The sequence below is a fragment of the uncultured Desulfovibrio sp. genome, from assembly GCF_949282365.1.
Classification (GTDB): Bacteria; Desulfobacterota; Desulfovibrionia; order Desulfovibrionales; family Desulfovibrionaceae; genus Desulfovibrio.
In genome coordinates this window covers 20,388-36,524 of the sequence record NZ_CASDOY010000004.1, presented here as the reverse complement: position 1 = coordinate 36,524, position 16,137 = coordinate 20,388, and the positions used below count along the sequence as shown (strand labels likewise).

Below are 16,137 nucleotides of genomic sequence, written 5' to 3'. Positions count from 1 at the left end.
GCAGCGGCCGACAAAGGAAATGATATGAGCCAGGTCAATTTTTCTTCGACGTCTTCCGTTTCGTTCGGCGAACTGGGCCCCACCACGAGCCTGCAGTTGATGTTCGCCCAGCTGCAGCTGGAACTGGCCGAGACCGCCAAGACCCAGGCCATGGACAAGATGGACGCCATCGCCACGGCGCAGGACGAGCAGAAGCTGGTCTCCCAGCTGCTCAACGAGGCCCGTCAGGCCCAGGCCGATGCCAAGGCCGGGGTGGGCAATGATCAGGCCAAGACCCAGACCTATGAGCTCCCCAAGCAGGATGCCAACGGCAACGTGGTCTATGAGACGGTCACCGAGACCGTGCCCAAGGGCAACAACGCGACCTTCATGAGCCAGGAGATGGTGGATTACATGGACGCCAACGGCCTTGCCTATGACAAGACCGGCAACAACCATTCGCACAGCGCCGACGAATGGGATGTGGCCATCACGGCCCTGGAAAGCCGCCTGGAGGAACTGGGCACCAATACCCAGCAGGAGATGGTTTACGTCCAGGACTACATGGGCCAGTACAACTCCTATCTGCAGGGTGCCAATACCCAGATCGCCAACGCCAACCAGACCCTCACCAATCTGGCCCGTGGCCAGTAGCATGCCGGTCGGCAAGGACGTGTCATGAACCAGGTAGATCTTACCACCACATCCTCGGTTTCCTTCGGTGAGCTGGGCCCCACCACGAGCCTGCAGCTGATGTTCGCCCAGCTGCAGCTGGAACTGGCCGGGACAGCCAAGAGCCAGGCCATGGACAAGATGGACGCCATCGCCAAGGTACAGGACGAGCAGAAGCTCGTTTCCCAGCTGCTCAATGAGGCCCGGCAGGCCCAGGCCGACGGCAAAAGCGGCACGGGAGTGGGCAAGACCAGCATCAATGGCGTTACGGTCACAGGCAAGGACTGCTATCCCATGTCCCAGGAAATGGTGGACTATATGGATGCCCACAAGCTGGCCTATCCCAATGGTGACGGGGACTACATCCTCGGCAAGGACGAGTGGGACGTGGTCATCACGTCGCTGGAAAGCCGCCTGGAAGAGCTGGGCACAGGTACCCAGCAGGAGATGGTCTATGTTCAGGACTACATGGGCCAGTACAACTCCTATCTGCAGGGCGCCAATACCCAAATCGCCAACGCCAACCAGACCCTCACCAGCCTGGCGCGCGGGCAGTAGCCGTCAGACGGGATAGGCCGATGCCCATCCATTCCAAGGAGCTATCATGAGTCAGATCACAGAACAGGAAAAAGACATCCAGGCCGCCCTGCTGGACATGGCCAAGGCCGCCGGTTTCACGGAAGATGAGTTCCACACCATACAGGCCGCCCTGGAGAAAGGGGCGACCCTGGCCGATGTGTTCAATATCAGCAAGGATACTCTGGAATCCGGCTATGCCTATGCCTACAACCTGTACAAGGCGGGCAACTACAAAGATGCAGAAAGCATGTTCCGCGGTCTTTGCATGTATGACGGCGATGACCCCCGCTATTGGATGGGCCTGGCCGGTTGCCTGCAGGCCCGGGAAGCCTATCAGCAGGCCATCGACACCTACGGCATGGCCGGAGTGGCCGGCGGGCTCAAGGATCCCGCGCCGTTCTATTATGGCGGCCTGTGTTATCTGAAGCTGGGTGACGGCGAGAATGCTGCGGCTTCTTTCCGTGCCGCCCTGGGGCTGGGCGATGCTTCCGTCCCCGCGCACACGGCCATCCATGACCGTATCCGTGCCCTGCTCGCCACACTGGCCCAGTCCAAGGAGTGATGTCATGAGTATGGTCCAGGGAACACAGTCCGGGCTGCCTGCTGCCGGTCTGAGCGCGTTGCTGCAACTGGCGGCGACACAGCAGGGCTCGGGCGGCACCACGGATGTCAAGGATCTGGAAGAAAGCCTCAAGGCGCTGCGAACCTTTCTGACCATGTCCGGAGATTCGTCGCTGCCGGATCTCGAGGCACCGTCTTCGAAGGGCGGCCCCACGGTCTCGCTGTCCGGTCTGACCATGAGCGGCCTTTCGCTGGAAACGCTGCTGGATGCCGTGGGCTTCGAGCAGCGCCGTACCGAGACCAAGGCCGGTATGGCCTCGCTGGAAGCCCGCGCCCAGGAACGCGCCATGGCCAATGAGGAAAAGCTCAAGTCCATCCAGGAGCAGCTGGAAAAGGCCAAGAGCCAGAGTTTTCTGGATGGCCTGCTCAAGGCGTTCAAGTATATCGGCATGGCACTGGCGGCCATCGGCTCCGTGGCCATGATCGCCGCCGGTTCGGTGGGTCTGGCGGCCGGGGGATCAGGCGCGGCGCTCATCGCCGTCGGCGTCGCAAGCCTGGCGCTGCTGACCAGCTCCATCATGGAGGAGGCCTCGGGCGGCAAGGTCGGTTTCAGCCCGGCCTTCATCACGGGCAAGATCATGGAGGCGTGCGGCGCCAGCGATACGGCGATCCAGTGGACGAAGTTCGCCGTGGATCTCGCCACCACCATCGCTCTGGCGGCCTGCACCTTCGGCGCCGGGGCGGCTGGCGCGGCCGGAAAGGCGGCGCAGACCGCCACCAAGGCTGTTTCGGATACAGCCGCGACCATCCAGAAGGCGGCCTCCTGGACGGCTCGTGTGGCGACCATGGCCGGTGGGGTGAACACCGTCGCCCAGTCGGCCACCACCATCGCTTCCGCCGCCAACGAAAAGGACATCAGCTTCCTGCAGGCCCAGCAGAAGCGCCTGCAGGCCATCCTGGAGCGCATCGCCATGGCCAATGAACTGGACGTGGAACACATCAAGGAGATGATGCAGCGCTCCGAGCAGACGCTCCAGACCGTGTCGGACATCGTCCAGGAAAGCGTGCAGGCCAATGTGGCCATCCTCAGCGGCAATCCGGCCATGGCCTGATGCCTGAAAAGGGAGATATCATGGACACCACCATCATCACCAATGCAACGGGATACAGCTCCGTTGAGTATGGAAAGTTGCTGGAGCAGGCCCAGGCGAAAGGTGTCAGCGCCGCCAGGATCGATGAGGCCCTGATCGGGGCCATCCAGGCCGGCAAGGACTTCACCGCGGCCGTCAAGGACGTCCGCAGCCAGTTGCCCGAGCTGGCGTCGCCGGGGGACAATACGGGCGATCTGTCGGGCTGGACGGCCCTGCCCAGCCCCGCCGCCATGTTCGCTTCCGTGATCCTCAAGGACGCGGCAGAGCAGCGGCGTACCAACCGCAGCATCATCCAGGCGCAAGGGATGCAGATCGTCGATCTGATGGAACAGCAGGCCGACAAGATAGAGACGGGCGCCGTCCAGAAGTTCGCCTGCGCCGTGACCGGGGCCGTGGTGAACATGGCGGCCGGTGCCGCCAGCGTCGGCGTGGCTGCCGCCGGCGTGGGCAGGTCTTCGAACGGCAGGCTGAACATGCTCGCCGGCAAGACGGCGGACGGCCAGCTCACGGCCGCCGTTGCCCAGTCGTTCAATACCATGATCTCCTCGGCCGGGAGCATGTTCACGGCGGGCGGGGAGTTCGGACAGAGCATGCGCTCCGCCGAGGCCAAGCGTCTGGAAGCCGAGCAGGAGCAGATCCGCACCATGATGGAGCAGACCAAGCAGACCAACGAGGCCCTCAAGGACCTGGTCGCCAAGTCCCTGGACTTCATGAACGCCATGCAGGCCAACATGAACCAGACGCGCACCAAGATCCTGGGCTGATCCTGCAGCATGCGCAGGGGCTCGCCGGTCTGGCAGAAAAAGATTTGACGATGCCGTTCGTTTTTGCGTACCCTTGTTTTCTGTACGGATATCAAGATGATTGCGGGATTGCATATGGCTTTGCTGGATGACAGGGTGCGTTCCCTCGCGGAGACGGCCCGCTGGAAAGATCCCCGCCAGGAAAGGGACGGAACCTACCATTTTCGGCTTGAAGATGGCCTGGACATAACGCTGTTCTCGCCTGACGACCGGCAATGCATCCTGCGGGCGGAGCTGGCTTTCCTGCCTGAGGCAGCGCCGGAGCGCGAGGAGCTGCTGCGCAAGGTGGTGCGGCATCAGGCCGGTGCCTGCCGTACGCGGGCGTCCATCGTCGCGCTGGAACGACCGGGGGAGAGCCTGCTGCCTGATGCAGCGGGTGTCGAGCGGCTCGTGCTGCAGTCCCTGCTGGAGCTGGAGGCACCGCAAGCCCGGTTCGACGCGGCGGTGCGGGATTTCCTCAATGATCTCGCCTGGTGGCAGAAAGTCCTTGAGGTCGCGCCGTCTCCGGGGAACGGGGCCGCATCCCCATTCTCCTTTCAGGGCAATTTCTTTGGAGGCGTCTATTGAAACGCCTTGTGCTGATCGTCACCGCCTTGTGCTGGGTCTTCTGCAGCCTGCAGGCTGCGGAAGGCCTTTGCGCGTCTTCGCGCTCCGCGTTCCCTTTCCGTTCTGCCTTCTCGCACTATGCGGACAATGAGAACATCTGCACGGTCCTTTCGGCCTTCGCCCGCGCCGAAGGTTACGGTTCGGTGTGCAGCCCGGCGCTGCGGGGCCAGATGAGCGGACGCTTCGAGCAAGTGGATCCCCGGACCTTCCTCAACGGGATGCGTTCGGCCTTCGGCGTGCGCTGGTACACGCAGGGCCGCACGGTGACGTTCTGGCATGACGGTGAGAAGACGGAGGCTTTCCTGGCGCCGTCCACGGTGTCGGCTGCGGCCCTGCGGGACATGCTGCGCAGCGCGGGCATGATCTCGCCGCAACTGCCGGTCAACCTGCTGCATGCCCAGAACCTGCTCTCGGTCAGCGGCCCCCCCCTCTATGTGGACCAGCTGCGCGGCGCCATGAAGGCCTTTGAGGACGCCCAGGGCAGCCGCAGCGTGATGCGCGTCTTCCCGCTCAAGTATGCCTGGGCGGAAGACATGAAGGTCAACAGCATGGATTCCACGGTGACCATCCCCGGCGTGGCCAGCATCCTGCAGGCCATGGCCACGGGCAAGCCCCTGACCGGCTCGCAGGTGACGGTGCAGCCGTCCGCCCAGGGAGGGCTGCGGGGCAAGGGGCTGATCGCCATGGGCGCCAACACCAACGGGAGCTCTACAGGCGCGCAAGCTGCCGCACCGGGCACGGAGCAGTCCACCACGCCCAGCGGGCCGAGCATCATCGCCGATCCCCGGGTCAATGCCGTGGTGGTGACGGATGCCGAATACCGCATGAGCTATTATGCCAAGGTCATCGCCGATCTGGACAAGCCGGTGGAACTGGTGGAGATCCATGCCGCCATCGTGGATATCGACAGCGATTTCTCCCGTGATTTTGGCGTCAACTGGTCAGGGGCCGGCGCTTACGGCAAGCACTGGAGCGGCGGCGGCAGCGCCGGGGGCGCATCCGGCAGCGGTATTTTCCCGGCGGCCGGGGCCGCCAGCGCGGGAGGCCTTTCCTATTCCACGCTCTATGCCTACGGTTCGGACTATTTCCTGGCGCGGGTCAGCGCCCTGGAAGAAGACGGCCAGGCCCGGGTGCTGGGCAAGCCCTCGGTGCTGACCATGGACAATGTGCAGGCCTCGCTGGAAAACACCAGTTCCTACTATGTGCCGGTGTCGGGCAATGAATCGTCGGATCTGTTCAAGATAGATTCGGGCACGGTCCTGAAGGTGACGCCGCACATCATCCCCGGCCTCCCGGGGCAGGCGGACAGCATCAAGCTCATGGTCAGCGTGCAGGATGACCGGGACGACGGCTCCAGCCTCTTTTCCGTGGATCCCAACAATCTTTCGCCCATCAAGCAGACCAAGATCAATACCCAGGCCATCGTGGGCGAGGGCCAGAGCCTGCTGATCGGGGGGCATTATTACGAGATCCAGAGCGATGCGGAAAGCGGCATCCCCGGTCTCAAGAACATCCCCATCCTGGGCGGCCTGTTCGGTTCCACAGGCAAGAAGCACCAGCGCATGGAGCGGCTCATCCTCATCACCCCGCGCATCGTGCGCATGGATACGGCCTCCAACGTGCCGTCGCGGGTGGATGATCCCCGTTTCAGCCGTACGGCCACCCAGGCGGACTATGAGGAACACCGTCCTACGGAAATGCCCGTGGGCGGTTGCGCCCGGCGCCGCGCGCTGGCGCCCGACGTGCAGCCCGCCACGCCCAGGCCGCTCACGCCCCAGCCCGTGCCGGTACAGGCGGGCACAGGCAAGAGCATCCAAAATGCGCCTGCGGGCCAGCCTGTCGCGACGCCGTCCGTCACGACGTCTCCGCAGCCGATCCTGGTGCCGGTCAGCGTCCCCCCCGCCACCGTCGGAGGCCGGCAGTGAGCCTCAGGGACAGCGCTCCGGCGCTGTGTCTGTATGTCTTTTCCGGGCCGCATCTCGGCGCCTGTGTCGAACTGGCGGCAGGCAGCTGGACGGTCGGCTCGGACGACTCTTGCGACATCATCCTCACCGGGCTTGCTCCCCGTCATGCCGTCATGGCTATCGCCTTGTCCGACGACGGCGCCCCCGTGCTGGAGCTGACGGCTCTGGACGGGCCTGTCCGCCTGCAGGACGGCACGGCTGCGGCCGAAGACGGGGCAGCCCCCCTGCATCCTGCCGCCGGGACTGCCTGGTATCTGGGCGCGACCTGTCTTGCCTGGAACCGTCCCGGCGTGCCACAGGAGAGCATCGTGCCTGAAAGTGGCGCAGCACCGGCGACCGCTGCCGGCGCGGAAGGGATACTGCCTCCGGCCGACAGCGGGGTCGCTCCTGGCCCGGGCACAATGGAGACGCTGCCGGTCGCCAAGGATTTTGGCACGGACATGGCCACAACGGAAACGCTGTTGCCGACAGTGCCGGACAGTCCTCCTTCCCGGCGTACCGGCTGGCGCGTGGTCCTGCTCGTCCTGGTGGCCGTTTGTCTTGCCGCCGTATCCCTGATGATCACACCCTCGGATTCTGATCCAAGCCATTATCCCGAGATCATTAAAAAATATCTTGACAGTGCGGGCATCCGCGGCCTGACTGTGAGCCGGAGGGATCCCGGCGTGGAGATACGCGGCACCGTGGCTGATGATGCGGCCATGATCAAACTGCGGGATATGGCACTCAATTTGCATATTCCTGTGTATCTTGAAGTTGCCGTGCAGGAAGACATGCTGCGCGCCGTGCGCAGTTCACTCGGCATCCGGGGCTTCCATCCCGATGTGACCTTGTGGGACAACAAGGGCAATCCCCGCTTGCAGGTCAGGGCCTACATGAAGGACGAACTGCTGGAGACCGCGGCCTTTGGCGCATTGAAGACGGAAGTGCGGGCATTGCCGGAAGTGGACAGACACATCGTTTATGAAAAGGATCTGGCCCCGGTGCTGGAAGCCGCCCTGCAACGGGCCGGGCTGGGAGCCGTGCGGGTCATCTATCTGCCGGGCCGGGTGGATTTTTCCGGCGATTTCCGGCAGGAGGACGTCAAAAAGCTGGATGCCATCCGAAGCGATGCCAGCGAGCTTTTCGGGGTCCCGCTGTATGGCACCTCGTCCGCATCCGGCGCTCTTGCCGCTGCGGAGCGCGCATTGACACCGTCGCGGGACAAGATCCCCGGCAACGACGCGCTGCCTTCGCGGCCGTCGGGCGATACCGGGGGGGATCCCCTGGGCGGGCTGCGAGTGACCGGGGTGACCATGTCGCCCATGCGTTTCGTGACCACAGCCGACGGCAGGCGTCTGTTCGAGGGCGCTGTCCTGCCCGGAGGCTGGACGTTGGAAAGTATCGACACCAAGGTCCTCGTCCTGCGCAACGGCAGTCAGGTCGTCAGTCATCAGTTGAGAGGTAAGTAATGGAAATGGAATCAGCCTTCGATTTGCTGGCGGAAGATCCCTCGGGATACGGCCTCAAGCAGCTTCGCGAGGAACTGTTCGGGATGCGGCTCGATGTCAAACGCGCCATGGATGCCGGCATGACCGCGGAAGAGATGGCGGTCGCACGTCAGGCCCTGGCCGCCGTGGACTGCGCCGAGGACGTGGCCGCGCGCGTGCACGATGCCCTGAACCGTTGAGGTGGCGGGAACGCGCGGCGCTGAACGCGGGAAAGGCATGGCCGCAGCGGTCACGCCACCGGGAAGAGGCTTCCGCCTGCAGCCTCATGACAGCGGCAGGGACGGGAAGCCGCATGGCCTGAAATGAACGGATCTCGGATCCGTCGGGAGAAAATCATGAATATCGGAAGCTCGAGCGGGATTGATGTCGGTCAGCTGTTCCAGAATGCCACCAACGGCCTGAACCAGGACGGCAAGGCCCTGCAGGAAAAGATGGATCAGATCAGCGCCTCCGGCGAGGTGGACCAGATGCAGCTGCTGGAACTGCAGTTTGCCATGGGCCAGTATAACGCCAAGCTGGAGACCATTTCGTCGGTGACCAAGAGCATCCAGGACATGCTCAAGTCCCTGGCCCAGAGGACCGGTTAGACGACCGGCTAGACGACCGGCGAGGCCTTTGGGGCCGGATACAGGGAACAACGCTGCCGGGCCGCTGTGCGACCCGTGATACGGGAGTGCGAAGATGTTTTCCGAAAGGCAGACAGCCCGCTTACTGGATCTGGCCAACCTGGCCTGCCAGAAAGGGCTTGTGGGAGAGGCCAGGACGATTTTCCGGACTGTCCTGGCGCTCAAGCCGGATTTTGTGCCAGCCCTGGTGGGGCTGGCCTTTTCCCATGTGGTCGTGGATGATTTCGAGGGCGCGCTGAGCATCCTGGACGGGGCGCTTGCCGCGCATCCCGCCGATGCGGACGCTCTGGCCATGCGCGGGCTGGCCTGCATGCTGTCCGGCCGCAAGGACGAGGCGGAACAGGCCTTTGCCGCCATCCCGCAGGACTGCGCGGCGGCCGAGATGGCCCGGGCCGTCATGGAAGTGGCCTGACCGGGCGTCTGACGTTCCCCCTGCCGTGAGGACCTGCCCATGATCTCCGCATCAGCGCAAAGTGCGACCAGGCTGCTGGAAGCCCTGGAAAAGCTTTCCCGGTGGGCAGGCGATCCGCCGGGAGGCGGCCCTTCCGGCGCTCCGTCCGGGGAGCTGGTCCGGGCCTTCGAGGATGCCTTGGGCGCGGCGCAGCCCCCTGCCGCGGCTCCCGCCAGTGAAGTCCGGGCGGGAGGGGATGCGCTGTTGCCGGGCCCGGCGCAGGCCCTGCCTTCCCTGCATCTGCCGGAGATGCCCGCGGACGGGCAGCCGCCTGCGGCGGCGCAGACGCAGGCCCCCGATGCTGTGGGCGGCCCGTCCGGCCCGCAGACGGCGGAGCTTGTTCCCGGTCAGGGGGAACAGCCGTCCGCTGTGCCCGGAGCGGAGAAGGTGTCCGGGGCGCAGCCTGCCTTCCAGGCGGAAGGGATGTCCCGGCAGGACGTCGTCGAAGAACTGGGCCGGCTGCTGGAAAGCGTCTCCGGGCCCGGCGCCGTCATCACCCCGCTGGAGCTGTTGCGCGTGCAGCAGCTCGCGGGCATGCTCAACATGCAGGCCAAGGCGGGTATCCAGACATCGCAGCAGACGACGCAGGGGATGGAAAACCTGCTGCGCCAGTCAGGCTGAGGAGCCCGTATTTTATCAGAGGTTGTCAATGCTGCGTCCCTTGCTCTTGTTGCTGCTGTCCCTGCTCCTGCTCCTTTCCGGCTGCAAGGTGGAGATGTATTCGGGCCTGTCCGAGGATCAGGCCAACCAGATGCTTTCCACCCTCCTGCGCCGGGGGATCGCGGCGGAAAAAACAGCCGCCGGAAAGAACGGCTATACGCTGTCGGTGGATGACGACCAGCTGGTGCTGGCCCTGCAGGTGCTCAAGGAAAACAGTCTGCCGCGCCAGTCGTTCAAGAATCTGGGTGAGGTCTTTGCCGGCGACGGCATGATCTCTTCCTCCTCCGAAGTCCAGGCGCGCATGTCCTACGCCCTTTCCCAGGAGCTGGCGGACACGCTCTCGCGTATCGACGGCGTACTGACGGCCCGCGTCCATGTGGTGCTGGGCGTCAACGACAAGGTGAACAACATCACGGTGGCCCCGTCGGCGGCGGTCTTCCTGCGCCACACCCTGGACTCGCCCGTGGTCAATTTCGTGCCCGAGATCCGGGAGCTGGTGGCGGGTTCCGTGGCTTCGCTCAAATACGACAATGTCAGCGTGATGTTGGTCCCGGTGCGGGAAAGCGTGACGGTGCCGGGCAAGAAGCTCCCGTCGCCGCTGCTGTCTCCCGGCGCGCACACGCCCGCCCTGCTGCTGCAGATGCTGGCCATGGCGGCGGTGCTGGTGGCCGCGGGGGCCGGGATCTATGTCGGCGCGCGCCGTCTGCTGGCCCGCCGCCGCGCTGCCCGGGAGGCGCTCCAGGCAGGTGATGATGGCAGTGCGGACAGGCAGGGTGATGCCTGATGCACAAACAGTTTTTTGCGGATGTCCTCGCGCGGCGCCCGGCCTTGTGGCACCGGATGCTGCAAGCGGCTCCGGCGGAGCGGAGACCGCAGACGCCGGAGAGCTGGCGCGAAGCCTTGGGCAACGGGGCTGACAGGCTGTCATACTGGCTGCGCCAGCGGCCCCTGGCCCATGCGCCGCGCCGCCAGCGGATCGAGGCTCAGCCGGAGCCCTTCTGGGATTACGCCGAGGAATCCCGCCGTCTGGCCCTGCTGGATGCGGATACTCTGGCGGGATTGTGCCGGGTGGCGGGCGTGGCGCTGCACGCACCGGCCATTGCCGGCGTGCTCCTCCGGGACGAGGTCCTGCCCCTGCGCGAGGCCCTGGGCGAGGCCACATACCGCTATGCCCTGCAGCGGGGGCGCTACCAGCTCGGCACGGTACGCCGCTTTTTCCAGTGGCGGGACACGGGGCTGCCCCTGCCGGAGCGTTGCGCCCTGCACGGCAATATGGCCCTCCGTCTGGTGGCCGCGCTCTGGCCGGAAGGACTGTCCCTGCCATTCTGTCGTCGTCTGCCTGCCTTGCCGGCCACGGCGGGCCTGCCCGCCCTTGGTGAGGCGGAACGCCATGAGCTGTGGCGCAGCCTGAAGAAATTGTTGCTCAAGGAGGTGGCTCCGTCATGGGCGCCGTGTTTCGACTGACGGGCAATACCGTACTGCCCGCGCCCGGGGTGCGGGTGCTGCGGGCGGCGGAGTATGCGCATCTCGTGGAAGCCAATGCCCTGCTGGCCGCGGCAGAGGAGCGGGCCGCCGCCATCCGCGCCGAGGCGGAAAAAGCCTATGAAGAACGCCGCCGGGCAGGTTATGAGGACGGCCTCATGGAAGGCCGCATGGAGCAGGCGGAAAAGATGATGGAAACGGCCATGCAGGCCGTGGAATACATCGAGGGCGTGGAAGCGAAGCTGGTGGGCGTGGTGACCTCGGCCGTGCGCAAGATCATCGGCGAGCTGGACGACAGGGAGCGCACGGTGCGCGTGGTGCGCAATGCCCTGGGGGCCGTACGCAGCCAGCAGCGGGTCCTGATACGGGTCTCGCCCGATGACAAGGACGCCGTGCGCAGCGCGCTGGGGGCCATGATCTCCGCCGCGCCCGGTGGCGGGAGTTTTCTGGATGTGACGGCCGACCCGCGCATGAAGTCGGGCGACTGCGTCCTGGAATGCGAGCTGGGCGTGGTGGATGCCAGCCTGGAGACACAGCTCAAAGCCATCGAACACGCCCTGCTGGGCAAGATCAGGGAGTCGTAGATGGCCTTTGAATATATCGGCGACCTGCTGGAAGAGGCTGTACGCGATGTCAATCCCCTGGAGACGCGGGGGCGCGTGGAACAGGTGGTGGGCACCATCATCCGCGCCGTGGTCCCCGGTGTGAAGGTGGGCGAGCTGTGCCTGCTGCGCAATCCCTGGGAAGACTGGAGCCTCAAGGCCGAAGTGGTGGGCTTTGTCAAGAATGTGGCCCTGCTTTCGCCCCTGGGCAACATGCAGGGCATCTCCCCGGCCACGGAAGTCATCCCCACGGGCGAGATCCTTTCCGTCCCGGTGGGCTACGAACTGCTGGGGCGCGTGGTGGACGGGCTGGGCCAGGCCATGGACGGCGGTCCGGCCATCAGGACGCGCAGCCATTATCCTCTGGTGGCCGAAGCGCCCAATCCCATGACGCGCCGGATCATCAGCAAGCCCATTTCCCTGGGGCTGCGTGTCATCGACGGGGTGCTGACCTGCGGCGAAGGACAGCGCATGGGTATCTTCGCCGCGGCCGGCGGCGGCAAGTCCACGCTATTGTCCAGCATCCTCAAGGGCTGCTCGGCGGATGTCTGCGTGCTGGCGCTCATCGGCGAACGCGGCCGCGAAGTACGGGAGTTCATCGAGCGCGATATCGGTCCCGAAGGGCGCAAGAAGGCCGTGCTGGTGGTCTCCACCTCGGACCGCTCCTCCATGGAACGGCTCAAGGCCGCCTACACGGCCACGGCCATTGCCGAATATTTCCGCGATCAGGGCAAGAGCGTCCTGCTGATGATGGATTCCGTGACCCGTTTCGGCCGCGCCCAGCGCGAGATCGGTCTGGCGGCCGGCGAGCCGCCCACCCGTCGGGGCTTTCCGCCGTCGGTCTTTTCGGAGCTGCCCAAGCTCATGGAGCGGGCCGGCAATTCCGACAAGGGCTCCATCACCGCTCTGTACACGGTGCTGGTGGAAGGCGACGACATGACCGAACCCATCGCCGACGAGACCCGCTCCATCCTCGACGGGCATATCGTCCTGTCGCGCAAGCTGGCTTCTGCCAACCATTATCCGGCCATCGACGTGCAGGCCAGCGTCAGCCGCGTCATGAACGCCGTGGTGGACAAGGAGCACAAGGCAGCGGCCCAGGCCCTGCGCAAGATCCTTGCCAAATACGCCGAGGTGGAGCTGCTGGTGCAGATCGGGGAATACAAGAAAGGCGCCGATGCCGAAGCGGATTTCGCTCTTGGGCATATCCAGGCGGTCAATGCTTTTTTGCGGCAGGGACTGGAGGAGAAGAGCTCGTTCGACGACACCCTGGCGGCCTTGAAGAAGGTCGTCCTGTAAGGTCAGCCGCCAGCCGGCCGTTGCTGTGCTCCATCCCTGCAAGAGGCTTTTATGGCGTTGTCTTCCTATCCGCTGCAAGCGCTGCTTTCCGTGCGTCTCTACCGGGAAGATGCCGCCCGTAACGGGCTGCGCGTGGCGGAGCGTCTGCTGGTACAGGCGCGTGAGGACGTCGTCCGCTGCCGGGAGGAGCTGGAGCGCTACCGGAGCTGGCGGGTGGAGGAAGAAGGGCGGCGCTATGCGGCGATCTTGGGCAAGGTCCTGTCCCTGGACGAGATAGCCGGTTTTCGGGCTTCCCTGGGGGCCCTGGCCGTAGGGGAAGAGGAGCGCATCCAGGCTGTCGGCCGGGCGCAGGATGCCGTGGCCCGGCAGGAAACGGCTGTGGCCCGGGCACGCCAGGCTGTGGCCGTGGCCCGCCGGGAGGCGGCGAAGATAGAGACACACCGCGATATCTGGCGCGAAGGCGACAAAAAGGAACGGGAACGCCTTGAAGATCTGGAGCTGGAGGAATTTGCCGGCCCCCCTCCGGCCCCTGATGACGAGTGACGCTTCCCGCAGGTCGCCGGGCCGGATGCCGCAGGGCCGCGTGGCGGCAGATGCTGGAGGTTCGTATGGGTATGGAGATCAGTTCCCGGCGTTTGCAGGAAGCCGATTCCCGGGCGCAACAGGCGGAAGGGGAGAGCCCCGGAGGAGCGTCTGGCGCCGGTGCCCGGGAGCGTTTCGACAGGGCCATGGAGGAGCCCCGTGGCCGCGGTGGGCAGCACGGGGACGAAGGTGGGGAGGGCCGTCAGCAGCAGGAAGACGCCGCTCCCTCTCCGCAGGCCTTGCTGGACAGCCTGTTCGGCAGCCGCATGCAGGGCCTGCAGGCATCGGGCGTACAGGTCGAGATCCCGTCGGCCGCGGGCGAGATGGACGCCCTTGTGGACGAGCTGGTGGAGCGCATCTTGGTTTCCGAACCGGGCAAGGGGCTCCCGGAAGTGCGCATCACCCTGGGGCAGGGGGCCCTGCCGGGAGCGGAGCTGTGTCTTGCCCGCGCCCAGGACGGACAGTTGTTCGTCAGGCTCTCCTGCGCCGATCCCGCTTCCTTCCAGACGGCCGTGGGCGCGCGGGATGCCCTGCGCGAGGCGTTGGAGCGCGGCGGTGAGAACGTGCGTGTGGAGATCGTCGACGCCCAGGCGGAAAGCGGCGGCGAAGGCGATGCCAGCCGGCAGTCCCGCGGCAGGCAGGAGTACGTCCCGGATGTGGGATAAAAGGACGCCCCGGGCGCATGTCCCGGCATGACAGTGCGCTCCGCCCCGGTGCGGAGCGGGTCTCGCGGATTTTTGAAAAAGGTGCACCATGTCTCTGGAGATCCCTTCCCGTCCCTTTGTGCCGCCCAGGCTCGCGCCCTTGCGGGCCCGGCTCTTCAATGCGCTTGCCAGCCGGGCGCTGCCTCTGGACCTGCCGCTGGACGCCGGGCTGGAAGCCCCGGTCGTCTGTCGCCTGTCCTTCAATGCGGCAGCGGCATCACTGGAGCAGGAAGCGCCCTTTGTCCCGGCGGCCGCACTGTTTTTGCGCAGCGGCGAGGAACTGTGGCGTCTGGAATGGTCTTCTCTGGAGGCGCTGGCCCTGCGGCCCGAGCTGGCCGACTGGCGCCGGGCCCAGCCGCTGGAAGAGCAGGATTTCGCCCGCTTGCCGCAGGGATTGTGCCTTGCCGTTCTGGAACGGCTGCTGGTCCCCGCTCTGGAAGGACTGGAAAATTTTTTGGGCTGCGAAGTACGCTGTACGGCGGAGCCGCAGCCGGAGACGGCCTGGGACGGGCCGCTGCCGCTTGTCCTCGGGGTGCCCGGCAACGGGCCGCTTTTCCTGCGCCTGTTCTGGGCGCAGGCCTCCGGCGCCCGCTATCTGCTGGAACGTCTGGAGCAGCTGCCTCTGCACACGGCGGCGGGCCTCTGCTGTTCGGGCACGGCGGTCTGTCCGCTGGAAGCGGGGACCATGCGTCTGAGCGTGTACGAAGTGGCCGGACTTGTCCCGGGAGACGTGCTGCTGCCGGAAAGCTGGGCCCCGGAAGCGCCGCGTCTGCGCCTGCCCCAGGGGCAGGCGCTGGCCTGCCGGCTGGAGCAGGGGGTCGTGTCCGTGCTGGGCCCGGATCAGGGGGATCCCGGCAGGGAGTGCGCAGAGAAAGAAGGTGGGAACGGCATGAGTGAAGAAAAGTTGACATCTCCCGGGGCCATGGAAGCCCGGCCCGCGACGGACGGGCCGCTGTCCGGCAATGCCGCCGTCAGCGCTCTGGAACTGCCTGTGGTCTTCGAGATCGGCAGGCTGCAGCTGCGTCTGGACGAACTGGCGGCGCTCGTTCCCGGTCATACCTTCGTCCTGGGGGGCGATACGGCCGCGCCCGTGGTGGACATCCGCGTGGCGGGGCAGGTGCTGGCGCAGGGGCGCCTGGTGGACGTGGCCGGTATGCCGGGGGTGCAGATCACCCGCATGGAAGCGGCCGGACAGGACCCCAGCCCGCAACAGGGAGCAGGGGAGAGCGGCGGGCAGGACGACGCCACGCGGCAGGGGGCAGAGGATGGAACTGGCCGGGATTAATCCCCTCTATCTCATCGCGGGCCTGGCCCTTCTGGGGCTGGCGTCCTTCCTGCTCATGATGGTCACGTCCTACGTCAAGATCGTGGTCGTCACCAGTCTGGTGCGCAATGCCCTGGGGGTGCAGCAGGTACCGCCCGCCATGGTCATGAACGGTCTGGCCATCATCCTGACGATCTTCATCATGGCCCCTGTCGCCATGGATACCAAGGCCCTGCTGGAGCAGCAGCGCCTCAGTGAAAGTCCCACGCCTTCAGAGATGCTGGATACCCTGCAGGCCATCTCCCCGCCGCTGCGGCAGTTCCTGGTCAAGAACACCAGCCCCGCCATCCTGCAGGAATTCATGGGCACGGCCCAGCGTGTCTGGCCGGAGCATCAGCGGCAGAGCATCTCGCGCGACAATATGTTCATCCTCGTACCGGCCTTCACCATCACGGAGCTGACCAAGGCCTTCCAGATCGGCTTTTTGCTCTATTTGCCTTTCGTCGCCATAGACCTTATCATTTCCAACATTCTGCTGGCCATGGGCATGATGATGGTCTCGCCCATGACCATTTCCCTGCCGTTCAAGCTGCTGCTGTTCGTGACGCTGGACGGCTGGCTGAAGATCAGTCAGGGTCTGCTGCTCAGCTATCAGTAGCCGC

At 65.4% G+C, this 16,137-nt stretch carries 20 protein-coding genes; all 20 read left to right on the top strand.

Annotated elements, in window-relative coordinates; translation table 11 throughout:
• Positions 1-24 precede the first annotated feature (24 nt).
• Positions 25-633, top strand: coding sequence for a USH1C-binding protein 1 (locus Q1X76_RS02465; RefSeq protein WP_300717887.1), 609 nt, complete (start codon positions 25-27; stop codon positions 631-633).
• Positions 634-657: 24 nt separating this feature from the next.
• Entirely contained in the window at positions 658-1,209 is a 552-nt protein-coding gene (locus Q1X76_RS02460; RefSeq protein WP_300717886.1) for a USH1C-binding protein 1, read from the top strand.
• Between the two features lie 46 nt (positions 1,210-1,255).
• Positions 1,256-1,792, top strand: a complete 537-nt coding sequence (locus Q1X76_RS02455) for a SycD/LcrH family type III secretion system chaperone (RefSeq protein WP_300717884.1) — start codon at positions 1,256-1,258, stop codon at positions 1,790-1,792.
• Between the two features lie 4 nt (positions 1,793-1,796).
• Complete coding sequence (locus tag Q1X76_RS02450; RefSeq protein ID WP_300717882.1) at positions 1,797-2,903, top strand: hypothetical protein; 1,107 nt, start codon at positions 1,797-1,799, stop codon at positions 2,901-2,903.
• Positions 2,904-2,923: 20 nt separating this feature from the next.
• Complete coding sequence (locus tag Q1X76_RS02445) at positions 2,924-3,706, top strand: hypothetical protein (protein ID WP_300717880.1); 783 nt, start codon at positions 2,924-2,926, stop codon at positions 3,704-3,706.
• Positions 3,707-3,820: 114 nt separating this feature from the next.
• Positions 3,821-4,312 carry a molecular chaperone Tir gene (locus Q1X76_RS02440; protein WP_300717878.1) on the top strand — a complete coding sequence of 164 codons (492 nt, stop codon included), beginning with the start codon at positions 3,821-3,823 and terminating at the stop codon, positions 4,310-4,312.
• On the top strand, positions 4,309-6,276 hold the full coding sequence (gene sctC, locus Q1X76_RS02435; RefSeq protein WP_300717877.1) for a type III secretion system outer membrane ring subunit SctC: 1,968 nt from the start codon (positions 4,309-4,311) through the stop codon (positions 6,274-6,276). Before Q1X76_RS02440 ends, sctC begins: the two co-directional genes overlap by 4 nt.
• A complete protein-coding gene (gene sctD / locus Q1X76_RS02430; protein ID WP_300717875.1) occupies positions 6,273-7,766 on the top strand; it encodes a type III secretion system inner membrane ring subunit SctD in 1,494 nt (497 codons plus the stop codon). The genes sctC and sctD overlap by 4 nt, the downstream gene beginning before the upstream one ends.
• Positions 7,766-7,984, top strand: coding sequence for a hypothetical protein (locus Q1X76_RS02425; protein WP_300717873.1), 219 nt, complete (start codon positions 7,766-7,768; stop codon positions 7,982-7,984). The genes sctD and Q1X76_RS02425 overlap by 1 nt, the downstream gene beginning before the upstream one ends.
• A gap of 156 nt (positions 7,985-8,140) precedes the next feature.
• Positions 8,141-8,392 (top strand): EscF/YscF/HrpA family type III secretion system needle major subunit, encoded by a 252-nt coding sequence (locus Q1X76_RS02420; RefSeq protein WP_300717871.1) that lies wholly within the window; start codon positions 8,141-8,143, stop codon positions 8,390-8,392.
• A 94-nt stretch (positions 8,393-8,486) separates the two neighbouring features.
• Entirely contained in the window at positions 8,487-8,843 is a 357-nt protein-coding gene (locus Q1X76_RS02415; RefSeq protein WP_300717870.1) for a tetratricopeptide repeat protein, read from the top strand.
• A 462-nt stretch (positions 8,844-9,305) separates the two neighbouring features.
• Complete coding sequence (locus Q1X76_RS02410; protein WP_300717868.1) at positions 9,306-9,503, top strand: hypothetical protein; 198 nt, start codon at positions 9,306-9,308, stop codon at positions 9,501-9,503.
• A 28-nt stretch (positions 9,504-9,531) separates the two neighbouring features.
• On the top strand, positions 9,532-10,326 hold the full coding sequence (gene sctJ, locus Q1X76_RS02405; protein ID WP_300717866.1) for a type III secretion system inner membrane ring lipoprotein SctJ: 795 nt from the start codon (positions 9,532-9,534) through the stop codon (positions 10,324-10,326).
• 116 nt (positions 10,327-10,442) lie between these two features.
• Entirely contained in the window at positions 10,443-11,006 is a 564-nt protein-coding gene (locus Q1X76_RS02400; RefSeq protein WP_300717864.1) for a SctK family type III secretion system sorting platform protein, read from the top strand.
• A complete protein-coding gene (locus Q1X76_RS02395) occupies positions 10,985-11,608 on the top strand; it encodes an HrpE/YscL family type III secretion apparatus protein (RefSeq protein ID WP_300717863.1) in 624 nt (207 codons plus the stop codon). Before Q1X76_RS02400 ends, Q1X76_RS02395 begins: the two co-directional genes overlap by 22 nt.
• Complete coding sequence (gene sctN / locus Q1X76_RS02390) at positions 11,609-12,925, top strand: type III secretion system ATPase SctN (RefSeq protein WP_300717861.1); 1,317 nt, start codon at positions 11,609-11,611, stop codon at positions 12,923-12,925.
• A gap of 51 nt (positions 12,926-12,976) precedes the next feature.
• Positions 12,977-13,468 carry a YscO family type III secretion system apparatus protein gene (locus tag Q1X76_RS02385; RefSeq protein WP_300717860.1) on the top strand — a complete coding sequence of 164 codons (492 nt, stop codon included), beginning with the start codon at positions 12,977-12,979 and terminating at the stop codon, positions 13,466-13,468.
• 65 nt (positions 13,469-13,533) lie between these two features.
• Complete coding sequence (locus tag Q1X76_RS02380) at positions 13,534-14,172, top strand: type III secretion system needle length determinant (RefSeq protein WP_300717858.1); 639 nt, start codon at positions 13,534-13,536, stop codon at positions 14,170-14,172.
• An 88-nt stretch (positions 14,173-14,260) separates the two neighbouring features.
• On the top strand, positions 14,261-15,496 hold the full coding sequence (locus tag Q1X76_RS02375) for a FliM/FliN family flagellar motor switch protein (protein ID WP_300717856.1): 1,236 nt from the start codon (positions 14,261-14,263) through the stop codon (positions 15,494-15,496).
• Positions 15,483-16,133 (top strand): type III secretion system export apparatus subunit SctR, encoded by a 651-nt coding sequence (gene sctR, locus Q1X76_RS02370; protein ID WP_366140964.1) that lies wholly within the window; start codon positions 15,483-15,485, stop codon positions 16,131-16,133. The genes Q1X76_RS02375 and sctR overlap by 14 nt, the downstream gene beginning before the upstream one ends.
• The last annotated feature ends 4 nt before the right edge of the window (positions 16,134-16,137 follow it).